Annotated in this window: 10 protein-coding genes and 1 pseudogene; 7 read left to right on the plus strand and 4 right to left on the minus strand. The window is 50.2% G+C overall.

Annotated features, from left to right (window positions below; translation table 11 throughout):
* Window positions 1–203 precede the first annotated feature (203 nt).
* On the plus strand, window positions 204–632 hold the full coding sequence (locus tag B8987_RS06915) for a GNAT family N-acetyltransferase (RefSeq protein ID WP_242940636.1): 429 nt from the start codon (window positions 204–206) through the stop codon (window positions 630–632).
* Between the two features lie 18 nt (window positions 633–650).
* Here the strand turns inward: B8987_RS06915 and tnpA are convergent.
* Window positions 651–1,099 (minus strand): annotated as a pseudogene (tnpA, locus tag B8987_RS20225) (IS200/IS605 family transposase).
* Window positions 1,100–1,150: 51 nt separating this feature from the next.
* Between tnpA and B8987_RS06925 the strand changes: the two are divergent.
* Window positions 1,151–2,608 carry an RNA-guided endonuclease InsQ/TnpB family protein gene (locus B8987_RS06925; RefSeq protein ID WP_084661891.1) on the plus strand — a complete coding sequence of 486 codons (1,458 nt, stop codon included), beginning with the start codon at window positions 1,151–1,153 and terminating at the stop codon, window positions 2,606–2,608.
* A gap of 501 nt (window positions 2,609–3,109) precedes the next feature.
* Window positions 3,110–4,219 (plus strand): ArsR/SmtB family transcription factor, encoded by a 1,110-nt coding sequence (locus B8987_RS06930; RefSeq protein WP_084661088.1) that lies wholly within the window; start codon window positions 3,110–3,112, stop codon window positions 4,217–4,219.
* Window positions 4,220–4,444: 225 nt separating this feature from the next.
* Here the strand turns inward: B8987_RS06930 and B8987_RS06935 are convergent, their stop codons facing one another.
* Entirely contained in the window at window positions 4,445–6,484 is a 2,040-nt protein-coding gene (locus tag B8987_RS06935; RefSeq protein WP_084661089.1) for a glycosyltransferase family A protein, read from the minus strand.
* Complete coding sequence (locus B8987_RS06940; protein ID WP_139793481.1) at window positions 6,481–7,335, minus strand: hypothetical protein; 855 nt, start codon at window positions 7,333–7,335, stop codon at window positions 6,481–6,483. Before B8987_RS06940 ends, B8987_RS06935 begins: the two co-directional genes overlap by 4 nt.
* Window positions 7,336–7,572: 237 nt before the next feature.
* On the opposite strand from B8987_RS06940, the gene B8987_RS06945 reads away from it, so the two are divergent.
* Together B8987_RS06945 and B8987_RS06950 are read left to right on the plus strand one after the other, a co-directional pair.
* Complete coding sequence (locus B8987_RS06945; protein ID WP_084661091.1) at window positions 7,573–8,313, plus strand: ABC transporter ATP-binding protein; 741 nt, start codon at window positions 7,573–7,575, stop codon at window positions 8,311–8,313.
* On the plus strand, window positions 8,310–9,728 hold the full coding sequence (locus B8987_RS06950; RefSeq protein ID WP_084661092.1) for a hypothetical protein: 1,419 nt from the start codon (window positions 8,310–8,312) through the stop codon (window positions 9,726–9,728). The genes B8987_RS06945 and B8987_RS06950 overlap by 4 nt, the downstream gene beginning before the upstream one ends.
* A 287-nt stretch (window positions 9,729–10,015) precedes the next feature.
* Here B8987_RS06950 and B8987_RS06955 read toward each other — a convergent pair whose 3' ends face one another.
* On the minus strand, window positions 10,016–13,264 hold the full coding sequence (locus B8987_RS06955; RefSeq protein WP_084661093.1) for a triple tyrosine motif-containing protein: 3,249 nt from the start codon (window positions 13,262–13,264) through the stop codon (window positions 10,016–10,018).
* A 299-nt stretch (window positions 13,265–13,563) separates the two neighbouring features.
* On the opposite strand from B8987_RS06955, the gene B8987_RS06960 reads away from it, so the two are divergent.
* Both B8987_RS06960 and B8987_RS06965 read left to right on the plus strand, forming a co-directional pair.
* Complete coding sequence (locus B8987_RS06960) at window positions 13,564–15,570, plus strand: NHL repeat-containing protein (RefSeq protein WP_084661094.1); 2,007 nt, start codon at window positions 13,564–13,566, stop codon at window positions 15,568–15,570.
* Between the two features lie 252 nt (window positions 15,571–15,822).
* Window positions 15,823–19,422, plus strand: a complete 3,600-nt coding sequence (locus tag B8987_RS06965) for an Ig-like domain-containing protein (protein ID WP_084661095.1) — start codon at window positions 15,823–15,825, stop codon at window positions 19,420–19,422.
* Window positions 19,423–19,602 lie beyond the last annotated feature (180 nt).

The raw sequence follows: 19,602 nt of genomic DNA on the forward strand, positions 1-19,602 counted from the left end.
AGGCGAGCTCAAACATCATAGCAGCAGGATTTCTCGCTTAAATCGATATGGGAAAGAACATGGCCGGAGGAGTTTTTTGCTTTCGAACGATCCCGACTTTGTGGCCTATGTGATGACACCACATGGTAATCTGAATGGGATGATGATTTTACCGGGAATTCGCCCGATATAGGGGTGTATCGCCCGTAAAAAGGAGTCATGCCATGAATCCGATTCTTCTGGATTTTCCCCATGAATTCGAAACAGAACGGTTGGTCATCCGGTGTCCGTTACCTGGTGATGGCACCATGGTCTATGAGGCCATGGTGGAGTCTCACGCCGAAGTGAGGAAATGGATGCCGTGGGCCATTAACCTGCCAGTGGTCGAAGAGGTAGAAGAAAATGTGCGCCGGGCGCACGTCAACTTCATCCTCCGTGAGGATTTGCGCCTTCATCTGTTTCTCAAAGCATCTGGACGTTTTGTGGGCAGCACCGGACTGCACCGCATCAATTGGGACGTGAGACGGTTTGAGATCGGTTACTGGATTCGCACTGCGGAATCTGGCCGGGGCTTGGCGACAGAAGCTGTGCACGGTCTTGTACGATGGGCTTCAGAATATTTGAACACAATGCCCGCGCATTTCCCTTCTTAGGCGATAGCCAAGAGGGGGTCAAGCGGGCGGCGGCCTCTTGGCCGCCTTGCGGGGTTTTTCTTGCGTCCCTTGGGCTTCGACGTAACGTTTCACCGTCTCCAGCGAGGCTTCACCGACGCTCCCGACATAATATGCGCGATGCCAGAAGTATGGCTTCCAATAGAATTTCGCTAAATGATCGGCAAATCGATTGCGCATCCGCCGCGCACTGGCGGATTTAAGATTGTTAATCAAGGTAGACAGGTTCAGCGCAGGATGGATACCCACCAGCAAATGGACATGATCTGCTTCCCCCCGAACTCAATCAGGGTACAGCGCCAGTCGTTCAGGATTTCTGCGAACGCCTCTCGCAAGGCCGCGAGGAGTTCTGACGTTAATGTCTTCCTTCGATATTTGGTCACGAAGACGATATGTAGCCGAAGAGAGTACACTGCATGTGAGGCAGACATCATTTCTGTGTCATTCATAGTAGCTTAATGATATAATAGACGTCCGAATCAACGCAAGGAGGTGAGGGCATGCTGAACGGGTATAAGTTTCGCCTGTATCCGAGTCCAGAGCAGGAGCCGATCTTGCTCCAGTGGATCGGGTGTCAACGCCTCATCTACAACGCCAAAGTGCAAGAAGATCGCTATTTTCGCCGATTTCAGCGGCGGATGGTCGGGACTGTGGGCGAAGACATTCCTGTCGACCAACAGTACAGCCGCTTCATTACGGCAAAGACCGCATTCCTCCGCCAAGTGCCCTCCCCAGTGTTGCGCAATGGCGCGGTGCGCTGGCGACAAGCCTATCAACGGTTTTTTCAGAAACTGAGTGGTCGCCCAAAGATGAAGCGGAAATCCGGGCGACAAAGTGTCTGGCTGACCTCGGAGTTGTTCGACTTTCGTCCGATAGTCGATGACACCCCCGGCGCGGTGTGCGGGTATCACCTGCATGTCGGTACCGACAAATTTCCCGTCGGGATCATCCCGTATGTGGCCCATCGGCCGCACGCTGTGCCGGCTTCGATATATCTTGCCATCGAAGGGGGGCAGTGGTGGCTCTCGTTTGCGGCGGAGGATCTGACCGTCACGATTCCCGGCAAGGAGGGAGACGCGGCAACCGAACGCATCGCCGAGGATTTACGGCACCTCTCTGCTGACCAACTCGCCGAGCGCACGCTCGGCGGAGATCGCGGGATTGCCAAGCCCCTCATGACCTCCGACGGTCACGTGTTTGATCTCCTACCGGTGCAGCAAACCCGAATCCAGAAAGCGCGGCGGCAGCACCGACGCTGGCAACGACGGGCTGCCCGCAGAAAAAAAGGATCGCAAAATCAGAAGAAAGCCTACCGAAAAGTGGCTCACTACCCCCAGTACGAAAAGAACGTCCGACACGAGTATGCGCATCAGACCAGTCACGCGCTTGTGGTCCACGCAGCCTACGACCTGTACGTCTTTGAGAATCTGCCTATCCAGCAGATGACCAAACGGCCCAAAGCAAAAAAAGACGCCCAAGGCCATTTTCTGCCCAACGGGCGGGCCGCGAAAGCGGGCCTGAACCGGGCTATTCTCGCCTCGGCATGGGGCCAGGTGGTCATGTTCACGCGCTATAAAGCACGGCGCCGAGGCAAACTCGTCATCACGGTTCCGCCCCAACACAGTTCGCAGGAATGTGCTGAGTGTACATTCACTGCCCCGGACAATCGGCCTTCCCAGGCTGCGTTTGTCTGTCAACGCTGCGGACACAGGGACAATGCGGACCACAATGCCGCCCGCGTGATCAAAAAACGCGGGATTCAGAAACTCCTGTCCGGAGAACCGCTTACGACATCGCGTAAAACGACGCGGATTTTTCGGACACTAGGGCCGGAACGGTCCGAAGTCACGCCTGGGGAGACTCACATAAGACGTGCTCCGTCAAAGACGGACATGCACAGGTCGCAGAACCAGGAACTTCGCGGAGTGATCCGGGAAACCCCCACCTCAACCCGATAGGGTTAGGTGGCGGGAGAGTTCATTGCACGGCGCCTTGAGATCCGTTGCGATGCTCGCAATCTCAGGAGTCGGAAAGTTGCCGAGCGTGCGGGATTTCATCTCGAAGCGGTCTTGCGTCAAGAGGAACCAGGTGTTGACGGACTGCCTAGAGACTCGGTCGTTTATGTGAAGTTACGTTTGCCAGGTGGTGAGTGGGGATATCCATCCTGATCGCATTTTTGAGATAGGTACGGCTTTTGGTGCGTTGCCATGGGTTTGCGCTTCAACGCAATATACCAACACGATTCAATATCTTGTTACTATAAGATGTGGGTATTGTTTTTAGATGGAAAAGCGTTAATCCATCACAAAAATTTCTATTCCCTATTCCCATCTTTCCGTTGAGAGAAACCTTTTGACTAGATAGAAAGGAGGACCAAGAAACCTCGACTTGTCAAGATTTGTGGTAACCGCTATAGTCGAAGTACAAAATCGACGCACCCACTAGAAGGACGTTGCAGCGTGGATATCCACTTTATGGCAGAATCTCATGCGGCAGTGTTGGAACGCACACGGAAGAATTTCGCGCTCTCTCCCTTGCGGGAAGTGGCATGGGCACTGCATGTTCTGGCCCGTCCCACGGATCACGGAATATTTCAACGGTGGATTTTGGCTGCACGGCAACGCATGGGCCCAAGTTGGACAGATCAACTTGAAGAACATGCCCTCATTTTTCAGGGATGGCTACAAGCTTTGATTCCCATTCCTTCCGCGGATGACCTGACCCCACACTTTGACGATGAATGGGAACGCTTTATGGGTCTTAGTGTGATGGACCTCGAGTCCACTTATGAAAGAATCCGTAATCGCTGGACGGAAGATTTTGACAAACGTATGGCACGGAACTCGGAATGGATTCGGGTTGCCCTGTTAACGAAGGGATCCTGGTGGTCGCCATGGCGTGGAAATCTTGAAGCGCTGCGCGATCAGCTGGGATATTTTATGCGCGAATTCTGGAACCGAGAATTTCAGACTGTCTGGGAAGAAAATTATCCCTACCTGGAAGATGATGTCAAGAACCTGGGTTCAGCACGGGGGAGCCCTGGGTTGTGGTGGCAGAATATGTCGCCACGGTTGCGCCTCGAGCGTGATCTTGACACGGTCAAAGTGCATGTCCCGTGGAAAACTACGTTATTGGTTAAGCACAATACAATCGTCCGGTTTTTTCCTAGCGTCTTTTGCTGGCCCCATCTATGGGTTGATGGCGATGAACATCAAGTGAATATCACGTATCAATCACTCGCGGTGCGCAATTGGGCGATGCCAGTGCCCGTTCCCGCTCAGATGGAAACACTGCTGGAAGCCATCAGTGAACCCACGCGCTTATTGATTATACGGCACCTTGTGGGCTCGATGAGAACGACGAGTGCAATCAGTCATGCCCTGCGTCTGAGTGCTGGGACGGTATCGCGACACTTAACTTTTTTGCATTCGGTGGGACTGGTTGAGAGGATTGCGGATGGTCATTACGTATTTTATCGTACCAGTGATAAAGGATTGGCAAGACTGGCTGCAGATTTGCAAAACCTTCGTCGCGATCCAGTCCCCAGATATTTGGGTTGGCATGAATAGCCGTTCAGTTCATTTTCACCGGCCTCATGTCTGGTCCATATCACGTTTCCGAGATTATCCAAGCATTTTTAGGGATGAAACATAGGGGGGATGGAACAAGGACAAGGATCTGCATCACATACATGGCGAAATAACGAACCCAAGTCAGACATTTTCTAGGCTGGTCGCTAATCATTCCTCTAATCATCAATCATCTAAATATTTTGATCTCAATCTTTTCCTACGTCAGCTAAATTCTGACTGATCATTAGGTTCAATAGGCTCAATAGGCTCCATGTCTTTTCGTTCGAATTGCTCCGAAATAAAATCCTCGGGGGGACATAATGGTGAATTAATCCGGTATTGGGGACCGTTGGCATTAAGCAGTCCGATGACGTCTTCGGCGTACTGGGCAAAAATGCCAGCATGATGCTCACGAATAATGTCATATAAATAAATCCAGCGGGCATCATGACGGTGAGTCTTGGAACGTGAATTCGCGCGTACCCGGTAATAGAACAGCGGCTCGGGAATGACTACACCCCGGTATCCCTTGGCAATCAAATGGACAATCGTTTCGTAATCTTCAAGTCCGTAAGCCATGTCTTGATGGCTTAACCCCGCATCGATCAGGGCACAGCGGCGAATGACAATGCCACTGCTGTTAACCGTGTTATGGTATAGCACATAGGGGGGCTCAGCATTCCATCCTGGCCAAATTCCCTCGCTGTCTTCAAAATACTGAACCCATGAGCCGACAAACGCCACATTCGGATAGGTCTTTAGAATGTCGCAGCAGCGTGCTAAATAGTTAGGGTGGTACCGGTCATCAGCATCTAGTAAGGCCACAAAGTTTCCGCTGGCTTTTTTGACCCCTAGGTTGCGGGCATGAACGATGCCGCGATTGGGAGTGCGAATGACTTGAACCACGGGATAGCGGTGGGCAATCCCATGAAGAGCTTCAATACTTTCTGGTGTATCGCTGCCGTCATCTACGACGATGACTTCATCAGGAATTAGCCGGGATTGAAAGACGCTGTCTAAGGCGTCGAATATTAAAAATCCCAAATTATAATAGGGGATGACGACAGATAATGTGCCATTATCATGATCTTTCGTGATCTCCGCCATTTGATGACTTGCGCGCTCACTAACTCGTACAAAAGGAAACATTTTTACAGCGCTTTTAGGGGCTGCTATGCCTGATAGAATGGCCTTGCTGGTGGGCTGCGCCAGTTTTTTGGGAGCAAATGTTTGGGTGACTTTTTCTTGCATCCTGTCTCTTATTACGGCGGGAATAGACGGAACTAATGCATCCTCGTCGCCTACGATTTCCCGGGACCGGGGCGAGTCAACGGCCAGAACGGGCGTCCTCGCCTGGGATGCTAATATCAGCGGCCACGCCAATACGGGCGAGGAGGTTCCATATAACAACAAAGAAGAGACCAAGAGTTCCTCGTTAAGCGGATTTTTGGCGTCCATTTCAACCATCTTAACCCAGTGGTTGGCAAAGGCCTTCGGAAATTTCTTTTCGAGCCACTCCTGGTAAGGCCGTTGGGTCAGGCTAAACAGGCGTTGTGAACCCATGACCTCTAACCTATAGGGAAAGCCTTGTTCCCACAAAGGCAACAAAGCACTTAACCAGAGTTCTAAACGTGATGCGGGCTCAATAGGTCCGAGGATTAATAGGCGGTCAATGGTGTCCGGCACATCCTTTGGGATAACGGGCTCTAGTAGGTCAGAAGGGTCTATCTCATTTGATTGGGATAAGCCTAAAGCCTCATTCATCACAGAGGATAGGGAGAGTACCGTGCTTGAAGCTTGGAGCGTAAAACGCTCCATTTCCGTGGCCCACCAATAATCAAGACGGTAGGGGGAGGTAATGTTGTCCTTGAGCGTCAATAGTAGCGGCCTGGCCGGTATCGTGATGACCTCGATATCTTTCAAGAGAGGATGCAATGTCCACATGTGTTGAAGCAGCACATGACCTAAGCCCCAATCCGTCAAAACATAAATGATGTCAGGGCCCGTTCCCATTTCCCGGGCATGAAGAATTGCCTGGGCCATATGCCATGACCAATAGGATGTGCTATGTAAATATGGCGTTGAAGACAACCGGGGTCTTTCACAAATTGGCATGCCAGTCACTGTCGGGCCACAGCAAATCGCTAATACTCTCACGTTATGACCTTGCTGCTGTAGGGTGCGGGCCAATTGCCAGGTCAAAATGGCCGTGTCATCGGTGATGTCTTGGGCATAGCGCGGACTAAGGATCCAAATATTCATACGGACCTCCGGTTGCCTTTCACGGCTGCCATGATCCGCCAAATCTTGGATAAGAGTCTCCACGAAGGAGAATTATGAATTGCCCTCAGATCATTTTGTAGATGGTCAATCTGCATGTAAAGCGATTTGACTTGATCGGAATACTGACGGTTTTCTTCTAGTGCCCGGTCTTTTTCTTGCTGGCACTCCTCAAGACGTCCCGTGAGGATGCTGTTTTCTTGTTGTAATCCAGTTATTTGGACATCCTGTTGTTTTTGAACCTGCTGCAAAGTCTGGTTTTGCTCAGTTAACAGGGTGATGGTGTGTTTTTGATCCTCAAGGTGGCTCAACAGGGGCTGGCGTTCAGCAAGCAAAATCTCGAGATCTTGCTGAATACGAGCCATGTTATGCTCAGCACTATGAAGCACACGCAAATATTCAGCCAGTAAATCCCTTGGTCCCCATCCTAACAGGTATCCCACCGATTGGTTTTTGGGATGGCTGTCATATCCAGGTGTTTCCAGATCGGCTACGTCTTCAAAATGAAATGAGTAATGGATTGTGATGTTTATGACGGCATCAGCGTTGAAATCCTTGGGCGATGAGGTCAGCAAAAACCGCACCGGAACAGCATGGTGTTCCGAGAATTCGGTGAGCACCTCACGGCTTAGGCTGATTACGACATCCCAGGATTCCCGGTTAGACGGTGAAATATAGGGAATTTGGCCAAGATATTCTCTATCAAAGACATCTTGGGGGGACGAAAGCCACGCTATAGCACGCTTTGGAAAAAATCGAAACCAAGCCCTGATGATTTCCCGGGCCAGAAGTGGTGTTAGTGATATCCCATTAGCTTTTGGGTATACAGTCATTGTGTGTTTATTATACGAATTGCCTGATTACAGGGTCAAGCTCTCACCTGGCTGGCCCCAGGGGCGATGGGGATGTTCATTGCTGTAGAAAGGTTGGATGTATCCGTAGATTTTCCTGTATTTATTTTTCTATCAGGAATCATTTCCCATATAATTAATCATACAGAGTTGTGCGACGATTAGATGAAATAGATCGTGCTTTCTTTTCATGAATTGTGAAAGGGGTTTATCCAATCCTTGCCACCGGCACTGCTGCAGGTTAGCCATTTGTCACGAACTTTTGGTACGATGACAGCCGTAGATGATATCAATCTGAGCCTCGAACCCGGACAGTTACTCGGGCTGTTAGGGCCCAACGGAGCGGGCAAAAGCACGACGATCCGAATGTTAGCCGGCTTGCTTGAGCCCTCATCGGGAACCATTAGATATCAAGAGTGGTCATTAGCCGAGCATCCTACCGAGGCCAAACGCCTGTTTGGCTATGTGGCCGACCAGCCCTTAATCTTTCCATTATTGACCGGATGGGAATATGTCCAGTTTGTGGGTGGACTTTATGGGTTCTCTTCGGATGAGATTAAGCGAAAAGCCTGGCCCCTATTGGAACGATTTCACTTAATACCGGCTATTCACCGCCGGGCTGATCATTATTCGCATGGCATGCAGCAAAAACTGGCACTAGTCGCCCAATTGGTCCATGAACCCCAAGTCTTATTGGCGGATGAGCCGACTGTCGGTTTAGATCCCGCCAGTGCCGCAGAAATGTCCCATATCTTTCGCGAATTTTGTCAGGCGGGGCATGCGATTTTAATTTCCACGCATCTTTTGAACATGGCTCAGGAACTCTGCGATACCGTGGTGATTCTGTCCAAAGGTCGTCTCATTGCCGAAGGTTCGCCGCAAGCGTTAGTGGACAATGCTGGGGATTCCTTGCAAGAACTTTTCTTGCGATTAACTCGTGAAGAGGATACCGGATCATGACGCGATATCTTCTTCGTTGGCAACTCGTTATCATGAAACGGCAACTCTTAACCTTTCAAGGACTATTTCCCCTGCTGATGGGAGTCGCTTTACAAATCCTTTTCATAGTGCTTTTGAGTACACATACCTCGCAGCCTATTGTTCCCTATATCACGGCCATAGTTCTTTATCTTACAATATTTGGGATTATTCAAGTCACGAATTCTTTTGTTCAAGTGATGCTAAGCAGCTCATCAGGTCTTTTAGGAATTGCCCCAGTTATACCCCAGGCCAAAGTTATCATGGCTTTAGTCAGTTTGCTTATCGTTGCGGGGCTGAATGTGGGGATATTGGCGGGGGGTACCGGCATTTTACTGGGATTACGCTACGGCTTTATGGGTGGGCTGCTGGTGGCTGTGGTCTTGTTTATCACCGTATTTTTTCTTTTCCTCGGTCTAGGAAGTGGTTTTGCCAGTGCCGTTATTGCCTATTTGCCCGAGAAAAAGCGCAAAAACGGTGGCGGTCTACTGGGCTTAATTTATGTATGCATTATCCCGGGATTTCTCTATTTATCTCATCACGATCCCCATGTGGCGTTTATGCCCGGGCGGTGGCTTGTTGGCATCAGCACCGAGCACATCCCTCTAAGCCATATCATTGCATGGCTTTTTGGCATGGTCGTGATTTTTGGCAGTATGACTTTGTTGCCACTACGACAACGTTTAGCTGGGTCGCTGACCACATTAGAGAAAGGGGCGACATACCAGAACAAAACGTACCGGTCCCCGGACGTCCCCCAAGGGTTGGTTCGTCTCTTTCTGTGGTGGGACATGATTTTCTTTCGGCGGCAGATGATGACGGTGGTTTTTGGAGTGCTGGGATTGGCCTTTATGATGCGCCTTATTCCTGGACAACTGGTCTTATGGTGGTTTGGGATTTTAGGTTCTGAAATGGGCGCTATGGTTCTAGGAGTGGGGACTAGTAAAGTGTTGCCGCTTTTATCCATAGCGCCCATTTCCATTGGGCGGCTGTGGTATTCTCGTCTTCCCTCTCTCACCCTATTTTCCTTGCTAGGGGCATTTGTATTCACCGTGGTCTTGTTATTAACTGGTTATCAAGAGCCTAGTTTGGAAATCCTCGATGGATTTCTGTTAGCACTTCTTGGCATGGTGTTAACATCTTCTGTCATCATATCCAATCGCTCTTCGGATTCGTCATTTTCCCTCCGCAAACGGCAAGTCGTAGGAAAGACGCTGACGATGATTTCGGTAATGATGGCGCCTGCAGTTTTTGCAGAACTAGACCAAGGCTTGCCGCTGTTAGGAAGTGTGGTGACCATCGCTACCGTAGGCATGATATTAACTGCAGGCGGGATTTTTCTTCAGCGAAAGCATCCCAGGCGCTATCGATTTGCGAAAGAGGCTGCGCGGAAATAACTATTGATGTGATTCAAACCGCTCATGTTCACCTGATCCATTGAGTATCACGCTTCATGGTTTTTGAAAGGGCCATCAAGCTGGTGGTAAGAGAGCAGATTATCCACGGCCTATATTTTTGCCCTAATGGACTCCGCAGAGGCTTGTGGGGAACCCTCAGCCCTGCGGAGTGTAATTGTCTCTTCCTACCCACACGTTACGATGCTTCCCCCATTTACCGTGTTTCCATAGACTTGTCTCTTTTCTCCCGTCTTGCCCTTCTTTTCTTGGTTGCGTGATTTATGACCTTACGAGATGGTGACCATGCTCTCAGCGGTGACGGCATAAGCTGCCGTCGCTGGTGCATAAGGATCTTTGGCGTATACGATGACGTGGTAAGTTCCGCTTTGAGATGGGGTGAATGTAAAGGTGGCTTGACTCTGGTAGTTGCCACTGGCTACCCATTGCCCGCTTGGTGTCTCATACCAAAATTGGTAAACAGGATTAGTAATCCCAAAGGACGCGGCGGTGACGGTGAGAGGATTTTGAACCGCCCCCGTGTTGGGAGCATTGAGTGTGGCATGGCTATTCACGTCAATCACAGTGGAAGACCGGTATGCCTCATTGAATAGCCTTTGAGCGACTTGTGTTTTGTCAAGCGCATAGACAGCAATGACATAACTCCCAGAGGCAAGTTGCGTTAACGACAACACATTGTTGGGCGAATAATTTTGCACCATTTTCCACTGGTTAGCGGGTCCGTGGATCCAAAATTGGTACTCTGCCACGCCCCCTGGATCTTGAGCGCTTGCCGTAATTGTGGTGGACGCCCCTTGTGCAAACTGCGTGTTAGGGCTGTTTACAGTCAAACCCGACACCATGGGCGTAGAGCTATGATTCACAAAGTGGACCTGCCCTGTTGCTGCCAACAAGGTGCCCTGGGAGGTTTTGACATAAAGAAGAACCGGATAAACCCCAGGGACGACTTCTTTCACTATCCAGTCAGGCTGCGAACTAAAGGGACCTGATGACGTCCACTGGGATGTGGCCGGGTTTTGCATCCAGAACTGGTATTCCGTGGTGCTACTACCACCAAGGGCTTTTATTTCAACGGAGCTCAACGTTGGAGGATTACTTGGCACCGATAGACTAATATCACTGACCTGGACCGAGGTGGTCGCCTGAAAGAGGGTTTGCCCATTGTTTTCAATGGATACGGTGATGCTTTGGGTACCCGGTGTATTGAACACGGCGGAGAATTGTCCCGTTCCCCCGCTTAAGTTGAGGGTCGAAGGTAGCGTTGCCTGGGTATCTGTTGAGGTAATCACAATGGAACCGGGAAGGTTGCCGGTGACAGCTCCCTTGGCATTTAATGCCGTGACATTGACGGTTACGGGCTGGCCGATATTGACATGAGATGGAGTCGCTTGAATGACAAGCTTTGTGGCGATATTGGTTGAGAGCGATAAGGCGAGCTGGTACCAATTGGGGAGTCCCAACCCCGTCACGGGATTCCATGTTCCATCTTGCGAAGAACTCACTTGGTACACCCCGTTGCTTCCCCACTGAGCCTGGGTAAAATCGCTGGGATGAGTACCTGCCATATGATAAAGCCATGGATTAATATTGCCGAGGCCTTCTGATTGGCCAGAAAAATTTTCCAGCAATGATAGCCAACCTGCAGTCAAGGGGGCGGCTAAACTAGTGCCACCCATGGCGACTTGTTGACCCCCAGTAATTCCAAGAAATCCAGGGATGCCAGCTAACGCGGCAATGTCCGGCGCTCCAATGCCTGGGGCAGTGGCTGGCAGGAAAGGGGCTTGCCAGGAAGGAATGGGACTTGTTCCGAATCCCCCGCTGGATGCGGCATTGGGTGCGGTATAGGCCTCAGCAATGGCCGTGGGCAATCCATTCAGGTAATTTCCTCCCCATGCCTTGGCAAGGGGTGGGGGGCTGACCGACGTCATATTGCCTGACTGGTCAAATTGTGCAGGGGAGGCTAGATCTAAGCCTCCAACAGATAGCACGCCCGCTTGAGCATCCATCAGATCAATGCCGACCGGTCCTGGATCGGATCCACTGTCCCAAGCGCCTTGGTCGCCACTAGCGTTGACGATGGTTATCCCTTCAGCAATACAGGCATCAACCAGTGGGGTAATACTCGAGGGATCAATTCCAAAGAAGCCGTAGGATATGGAGGCAATTTTGGCGGTGGATTGCCCTGCTAAATCATTCAGAAACGACGCTAAAGGATCCGTCGGGTCGTTGGCTGGAAAGACATATTCATCAATAGGAGCACCGGGATCAATGGACGCCACGGCTTGAATGTCGATATTCGATTCGGGCAAGTCTTGCGTGCTGGTCATGGCGGAAGTGGCTCCATCTTCGTAATAAAAATGGACTGGTGGCATCGGCAAATTTTCTTGGTTCATCAGCTGGTTGAGATCAGTTAAGCTGGGAATTTGTCCTTGAACATATAGCGCAACCGGAGACGGTGTACCTTGTGCCCGGCTAAACGCGGCGTTGCCAGTTAGGGTATTCAATTCGGGACCGGTTAAAGTGTTTAATACTGAAGCATTTCCGGTAAATGGTGGAAGGGTACCTTGAATGGTTTCTGTCTGCCCATCACTTAATGTCACTGTCATCGAAATGCTGCTAGACGAAGACGAGGCCGTGTAACCTGATAGCTCAATTTGCCAAAGACTGCCGTTCGATGCGGGTAAGGCGGTTGCTGAGCCATAGATGGCGACATTGCTGGATGCTGAAATGTTACTCACATGGGTAATGCTTACCGGAGTTCCCTGGCTATTTTGGGCTGCGACAAACATGTTAAAAGGCAAACCCGCGGGAATAGCATGGGTGATATCTGGATTCCAGCTGAGCAAGCTAATGAGATCCCCGGAACCCGAAGGAAATTGTTGCAGATATGTGGGCGTCTCGTTGAATTGAAAGGCACTGAGGGATCCTGCTTGCCCTGAACTTTCTGGATGGGCCGTCACCGTGGGACGGGAGTGGGGCAACAGGTGCACTTTGGTCAAGGTCATTTGATGGACAATGTGAATAGGCGTAAGCCCATTCACACTCCAAATATTGGGGGAGACCGGGATGGCTGGATTATTGACATGGGCAGGCACATTCACCGTGACTAAAAATCCCTGCACACGCTGAATATGCCAACCAGCGGCTTTAAGGCTTTTAAATGCCTCGTGCCACTGTGTAGGAGACGGGCCAAAACGCTTCATCAGCGCACGAGGACTCAAAAAATGATGGTATAAGGGACTTCCAACTTGGCTGACGGCTTGGCTATATTGTTCAAGGGCCTTGATTTTACTGGGACTGTCAATCAAAACAAACAGGGTTTTGGGCCGGGACAAATCTTTTAAGTGGTGCATTTCGGCCACGAGCGATGATGTTTGGTAAAAATTGGTTCTCGGTAATTGTTTGACCATCTTGGCATTAAGACTGTTCAGGTGAACGACTGGCAGCGGGGGCGAAGAGGAAGGCGTGAGAGAACCTGCAACTGTCGATAAGAGAATGAGTAGCGAATGAGCAAGCACGAAGATGTCCTCCTTGAAATTCCACGAAACACACTGAAGGAACCGTCAATTGTTATCCGTAAATATTCGCCACAATGACGCAAAGTCCTCTTTTGACGCGATAGCAGTTCACCATGGTCACCGCGATAAAAAAGCAAAAACGATAAAATGAGCAAAAAACCAGTGTCTAAATATTTATTTTATTTTTCTGCAGCAATAGTGCATCCGTATTGGAAAATATTTCGTATTTGTTAATAGAAGATATGATTTTGTCTTCAAGGCGTCATGATATGGGTCAATGGATTGTGGGAGGCGTTTTTATGACATTGAAAAAAAGTTCTGGGCTGGCGTTAGCATCCGCAACGGCAGCATTAGCATTGTTTCCGCTGACAGCATTTGCGGCATCGAGTACCCCAGTACTCATGGCAAGCACGAAATTAGCCAGTGCCGGTCAATCAGTAACCTATACGGTCGAAGATCCCTCTGCTACCGCATCAACTGAGTATCAATTTTGGGTGGAGACTCCTGCTGGACAATGGATGGTTTCACAAAATTATTCTGCGTCAAATCACTTAACCCTCAATAATGTGAAAGCTGGTACCTATGAAGTGGTGGCCTATGCTCTCAACCAAAGCGAGGTGCAGGCTCGCGACTGGTCGATGGCGATGCCAACTACTCCAGACAGTTTATATGTGAATGCTTCGGTATCCCTTAATGTGACATCGACAACCTCCTCATCAGGCTCGGTGACCGCGACGGTCACGGTTAACGCGGTCAATATTGGAAATGCCGTGTATCAATTGTGGTGGAAAACTCCAACGGGAAACTGGCATGCAAGTGGTAACTATCAATCCTCGAATACTTTCACATTACCTTTAACAGAAAATGGTAGTTATCAATTCGTCGCGTTTGCGAAACCGCCTGCCGCGGTATCAAGTTACGTCGGTGCATTAGCGAGTAGTGCCAAAACCATATCTGTTTCCGCTCCCGCGGCTATGGTGATGCTCTCGCCTGCTGTTAGCAGCTTGCACACATCAAGTGGTGGTCTTGACCCCGTGATGGTCACTGTGCTTAACGCTAAAGGCGAACAGGTAATGAACTTCAATGGGAGTGTCACCGTTACCGATACCGAAGGTCTCTTAATGAATGCGTCAGGAAAACCGGTGAGTTCCATCACGGTTCCTATTCAAAATGGCATGGGTCAGGTTCAAGTCATGGCGGGGAGCACAGCCGGCACCGATCAATTGATGGCATCGGGATTAACGGCCGCGACTGGTAGCGAAACGGCTCAATCCGTTACTTATCAACCAACGTGGGTGACGATGCGAGATTACGGCGGGAACATCAGCCAGCTCAATACCATTGCCCCGGTGGCCAGTACGGTGGACAGTACCAACGGCGACCAAAATCCCTATGGATTAACGTTCGATAGCTTCAAAGGATCTTCCACGGCGCCTAACCCCTATTACGGCGACTTACTCGTATCGAACTTCTCCAATAAAGCGGGAAGTAACGGCGATGGTACCACCATTGAAGCCATTAATCCCACGACGGGTGCGGTAAAGACTTTCGCCAGCACAGCAGATGGACCAGTTGCTTTGGCGGTCAGTCCCAAAGGGCCGTTATGGATTGCAAACTTCGGAAGCAATGGTACCAATGGCAATGATGAAGTGTTGGCACCGAATGGCACCACCTTTAAAAATGGTGGCAGCATTATAACCAATTCGAATTTGGATGGACCATGGGGTCAAGTTTTTGTACAAAACGCGACATATCCGGCCTTCTTGGTGACCAATGCCTTAAACGGTACCATTGATGCCATGTACGGATTTGCACCGCCGAACTTCAACACCGACACCAAGTTCCTTGAAATTGGTAGCGGCTTAGCCCACTCCGGAACAACCGCCAATAATGTTCAAGGACCGCAAGGCATGGTCTATGATCCCACCACCCATATGGTTTATGTCACAGATACCGCGGACAATTCCATTCGGGCGTTCTACTGGAATGGACCCAACACCCCGAACCAGGGACAAGGGCAGCTTATCTACCAAGGCGGCGCTTTAAATGCCCCGGTGGGAATCACCTTAGATCCCTTGAACGGAGACTTGCTGGTGGTGAACCAAGGCAACAACAACTTGGTAGAAATCGACTTGAACAACGGCAATGCCTTTGTGGCGGGACAAAAAGTGCTTGATAACACCCCGGTGAACCCCACAACCGGTGCCGGTTCAGCGCTCTTTGGAGTCTATGCAATGGACAACAACGGCCAATTGAACGTCTTCTTCACCGACGACAACACCAACACGCTCGATGTGTTGAAATAAAGGGTATTACCCCATCAAAACGGTTTGATTCGACCCCGGTCTCTTTTTCCCAACGGGAAGGAGACCGGGTTTTGTTTTGTGTTTTCTCAAGAGGCTCTTGTGCACACATGGATAATTCCAGATGAATTTCCTAATTTGTCTGAAATTGGATCAGGTCTCCAAAGAGGACTCTCCTCTCTATTGTCGAATTGTGTCGAAGTCAGTCGGGTCTATCGATTGACGAGAGCTCATAGGATGAGGAGAGGATAGGGAGTGTCAAGACGCTTTTGGGGACTGATGGGTGTGGTGGTAAGTCTGATGATCGAAGGGGAGGGGATTTTAGCGCCTGTTGCGAGCGCGGCAACTGTTCCTACAGTGGAATCTTTAACCGTTCATAAAGCCTCTTTGAATGGGATTACAAAGATATCTGCGTACGGTGAGGATCCAGACGGAATAGTGGAATATCAATTTTGGGTGGAGAATAACCAAGGTTGGTCCATGGTGCAAAACTATTCACCCACGAATACGTTCACATTACCCTCGTCCTCTAGCAGTGAGGTTGTTACGGTCTATGCCGTGGATAGAACAGCTGTAGAATCAGGACAGTGGCAGAGGGCTCTTGCGCAAACGCTTATTATCAACCATCACAGTAGCGTCTTGTTTTCATCACCGCCCACAGGCACTGTGGGTAATGCGGTGACATTTAAGGCTACGGCCCAAAATCTCGTTCAAACGGTGTATCAATACTGGATCGAAAATCCGCAAGGAGAATGGCGTGCCAGTGGCAATTACCGTTCATCATCTGCGTGGACGTATACGCCATCACGTCCTGGTACGTATCATATTGTCGTGTATGCCAAAGATCTGATGGCTCCCAATGACGCCCAAGATGCCGTGTGGTCCGATCAAACCTTAACGGTCGCGCCTGTTGTGCCGCAAGGTTACCAGCTGAGTACGGCTTTAGCCAATCCGACTTTAGCACTCCATCAACCTAACGCATTGTTGTTAGGTCACATCGCGCAGGTAGAAGCCACGGTGCGTAATGCCGACGGGCAACCAGTGGCGGATGTTCCCCTATTATTTACGGCAACCAATGATTCGAATCCCAATGACCATGTCAGTTTTGCTCAAGGGTTAAATGATGAAGCCTACACCAATCAAAACGGGGAGGCCCTGGCCGATATCTATGTGAGTAATCCGTCGGATCCGTCTTCATCTCAGCTCGCCCAAGATGCCTCCGCGATAACCCTTGTGGGTTATACTGTTTCCCTTCCGCAAGATCCTCTTGTGGATCCAGTGACGAATACGGTTGCTTATGGAGCCTATATCCCGCCAAATTTGACGGTTTCGGGGACGAATTCTTCTATGACCGAGCCTATTTACCGAAATACTCTGGTCCAAAACACCGCATATCTTCGCTGGCAGACTGCTGGGCAAGCGAGCCATTTTCAAATGAGTGGCCAATATCTTTTGCCCGTGGTGCCGCAAAATGGGGTGGTAACCATTCCTGTAAATTATGAGTCGGGCGCTTACGGCCCTGATGTTACCGAAACGTCCACTGCCCAAGGATTTCCGGTCATTCCCATTGCGCCGGGGTTCAACGCCGCACAGATTGAACTCACGCAGCTGGGATTATCTTCGGGCTCGTCTTTTACGGTGGATTTTACGGAGGTAGGCAATAGTACTCCTGAGTGGACTAAAACCATAACAGGGCCTGTGCACTTCAATGACCGGATTATTCAAATTCCGGCATCCCCGGTGGGCGGGCAATTGACATTTCGTTTGCAATCAGGAACGGTTGTGAATCCGGCCACGGCAACAGGTGTTAGTATCGGTTCGGTGGTAGTGGATGCTGGGCAAAATCCTGGTAGTGAAGTGTTGCCCGCCTCTTTGCCGGTCACGTGGTCTTCTGTTCCGGTGAGCTATGGACCCTGGCAAAGTCTTTCGCCCGAAGAGGCCGCCCTATATCTGGGACAGAGTGCGCCCTCTTCCTCGGATGTCAGTTACCAGTATAAAGTGCCAGCATTTCCGGAAGTGGGCAATGCCGTGTTGGAGGAAATGGTCAATGGCCAACCACAAGCCTATTACTGGATTCCGACCACAAATAACGGCGCCAACCAAAACGTGTTATTAAGTCCTCCTGCTCAAGGTTCTGTGGCCATGCCTATTTCCCCTGCGTCTTTAACCCCACTCCTATTGACCACGAATAGCCATGAAAGCACGTGGACCCTGTCTTCGCAGCAAGTCGGTCAGAGCGAAATTGTGGCGCAAGTCACCCCAGATCAAAATCCCAGGCCTAGTGATACGCTTTATTCATATGTCGGCTGGGTGCCTAGCACTCCGGGCAATAATTTTGTCTCGCAATATGCCTTGGCAGGTCAACAGGTGGTTCTGAGCGCAACGGTGCGAGATGAAGCTGGCAATGTGGTGCCGGCAGCGCCCGTGAATTGGTCGGTACAAGGCGGCGTGAATGTGATTCAACAAGAGGCGACGACCAACAGCCAAGGTGTCGCCACCATCATTTTGAGTGCTGCCGATGCGAAGACGGCCGTGGTGGAGGCAAGCAGTCCCGGCGAGCAAGTTGCCTTAAGTGATTTACCCGATCAAGTGCCCTTTACGGCGGCGAAAATTCACTTTGTGAGCTGGCATTGGCATGAGATGGCGATTCCGTCTTTGTCTTTTGCTGTCGGCAGTACGCACGAGATTGGGATCATGGCTGAAGGGCTCACCGCATCCAATCACGCCGTTCCCTTATCAAACATGGCTTTCACTCTTTCCCAAAGCGGTGTGGGTAATGCACGCATACTGTCTAATACGGCGAATTCCCCGGTCGGCATTATTCGCTTGTCCTCGGATCAGGCAGGGAATCAAGATCTCTCGATTTCTCCTGCAGTCACCCAACCCGAGTTGATGATTGACGGTCAACAGGACGTGGGTCAGGGACCGATTTCTGGGATTGCCCCAGCAGCCATAACCGTAAACTTTACAGCCAATGGCGGGAATTTATCGCTTCACGTTCCTTCTTCGCTGTCAGCCATTGGCACCGTGGTGCCCATTGATGTCATCGTGACGGATAGATTTGGCAATCCCATTGTTGGGCAGCCCGTCTCCTTTAGCTTGTGGCCGTCATCTGGAGGTACGGCGGGATTAAGTAGTACTCAAGGAGTGACCAATGCACAAGGATTGGCACAGGTGTTTTTAAGTGGGGGCAGTGTGGGCGAAATGGATGAAGTGGGGGCAAGCCTCGCTGGACAAAGTCCCCAAACCACTCTGATTCAATGGCAAAATTCCACAGGGGCTCAAATGGCCCTGGTGAATGCTGAAATCGGTGGCAGTACCACTCCCAATACGCTGATGTTGACGATGAGCCGTCAGGTCAATCCTCATACTGTCTTGGCCAATGGTTCGCAATTTCAACTGGAGGATATGAGCACGGGTCAGATGTATCAAATTGCCCATGCCACCGCCTCGGGGAATACCGTCACCTTAACCCTGGATTCCTCAAACCCCGTGTTAAACTTCAATAACCAAATCTATCAGGTGAGTGTTGCGCCCGTCACAAGTGATGGCGTGACATCTGCGGTAATGGACGAGCAAAACCAAGCGGCTCATAACGAGGTTACGTTTTTAACGCCATCAAGTCCCTCGATCACGGCATCTATATCATCAGGTACACTCACAATCGTGTTAGGCAATGGGCAAGGGAATATTCCACAAGGACTCAGTGTCAGCGTGGTTCCCAGTAACGCTCAAGCATCTATCAATAACGGGATTCCAGGGGCTGTGTATCAAAGTACAAAGTGCCAGTACAACGAATACCGAAACAATTTCTGTTCCAATTTCTGGCCCTGCAGGAACCATTTATACGATTAATTTCGACGGTATATCTGGTACCTGTTCATAAACTGATACGAAATATGGCGAAAGAAGGGACGATTCCTGTCGCCTTCTTTCGCTTTTTTGGGTAATTAGACAATAGAAACGTTGGAATAATGGTTGATACCACTATTGACCTCACTCATCGTAATGAGTACCATTATGAATGGTTCAGGA

Source organism: Sulfobacillus thermosulfidooxidans DSM 9293, from assembly GCF_900176145.1.
In the GTDB taxonomy this organism is placed as follows: domain Bacteria; phylum Bacillota; class Sulfobacillia; order Sulfobacillales; family Sulfobacillaceae; genus Sulfobacillus; species Sulfobacillus thermosulfidooxidans.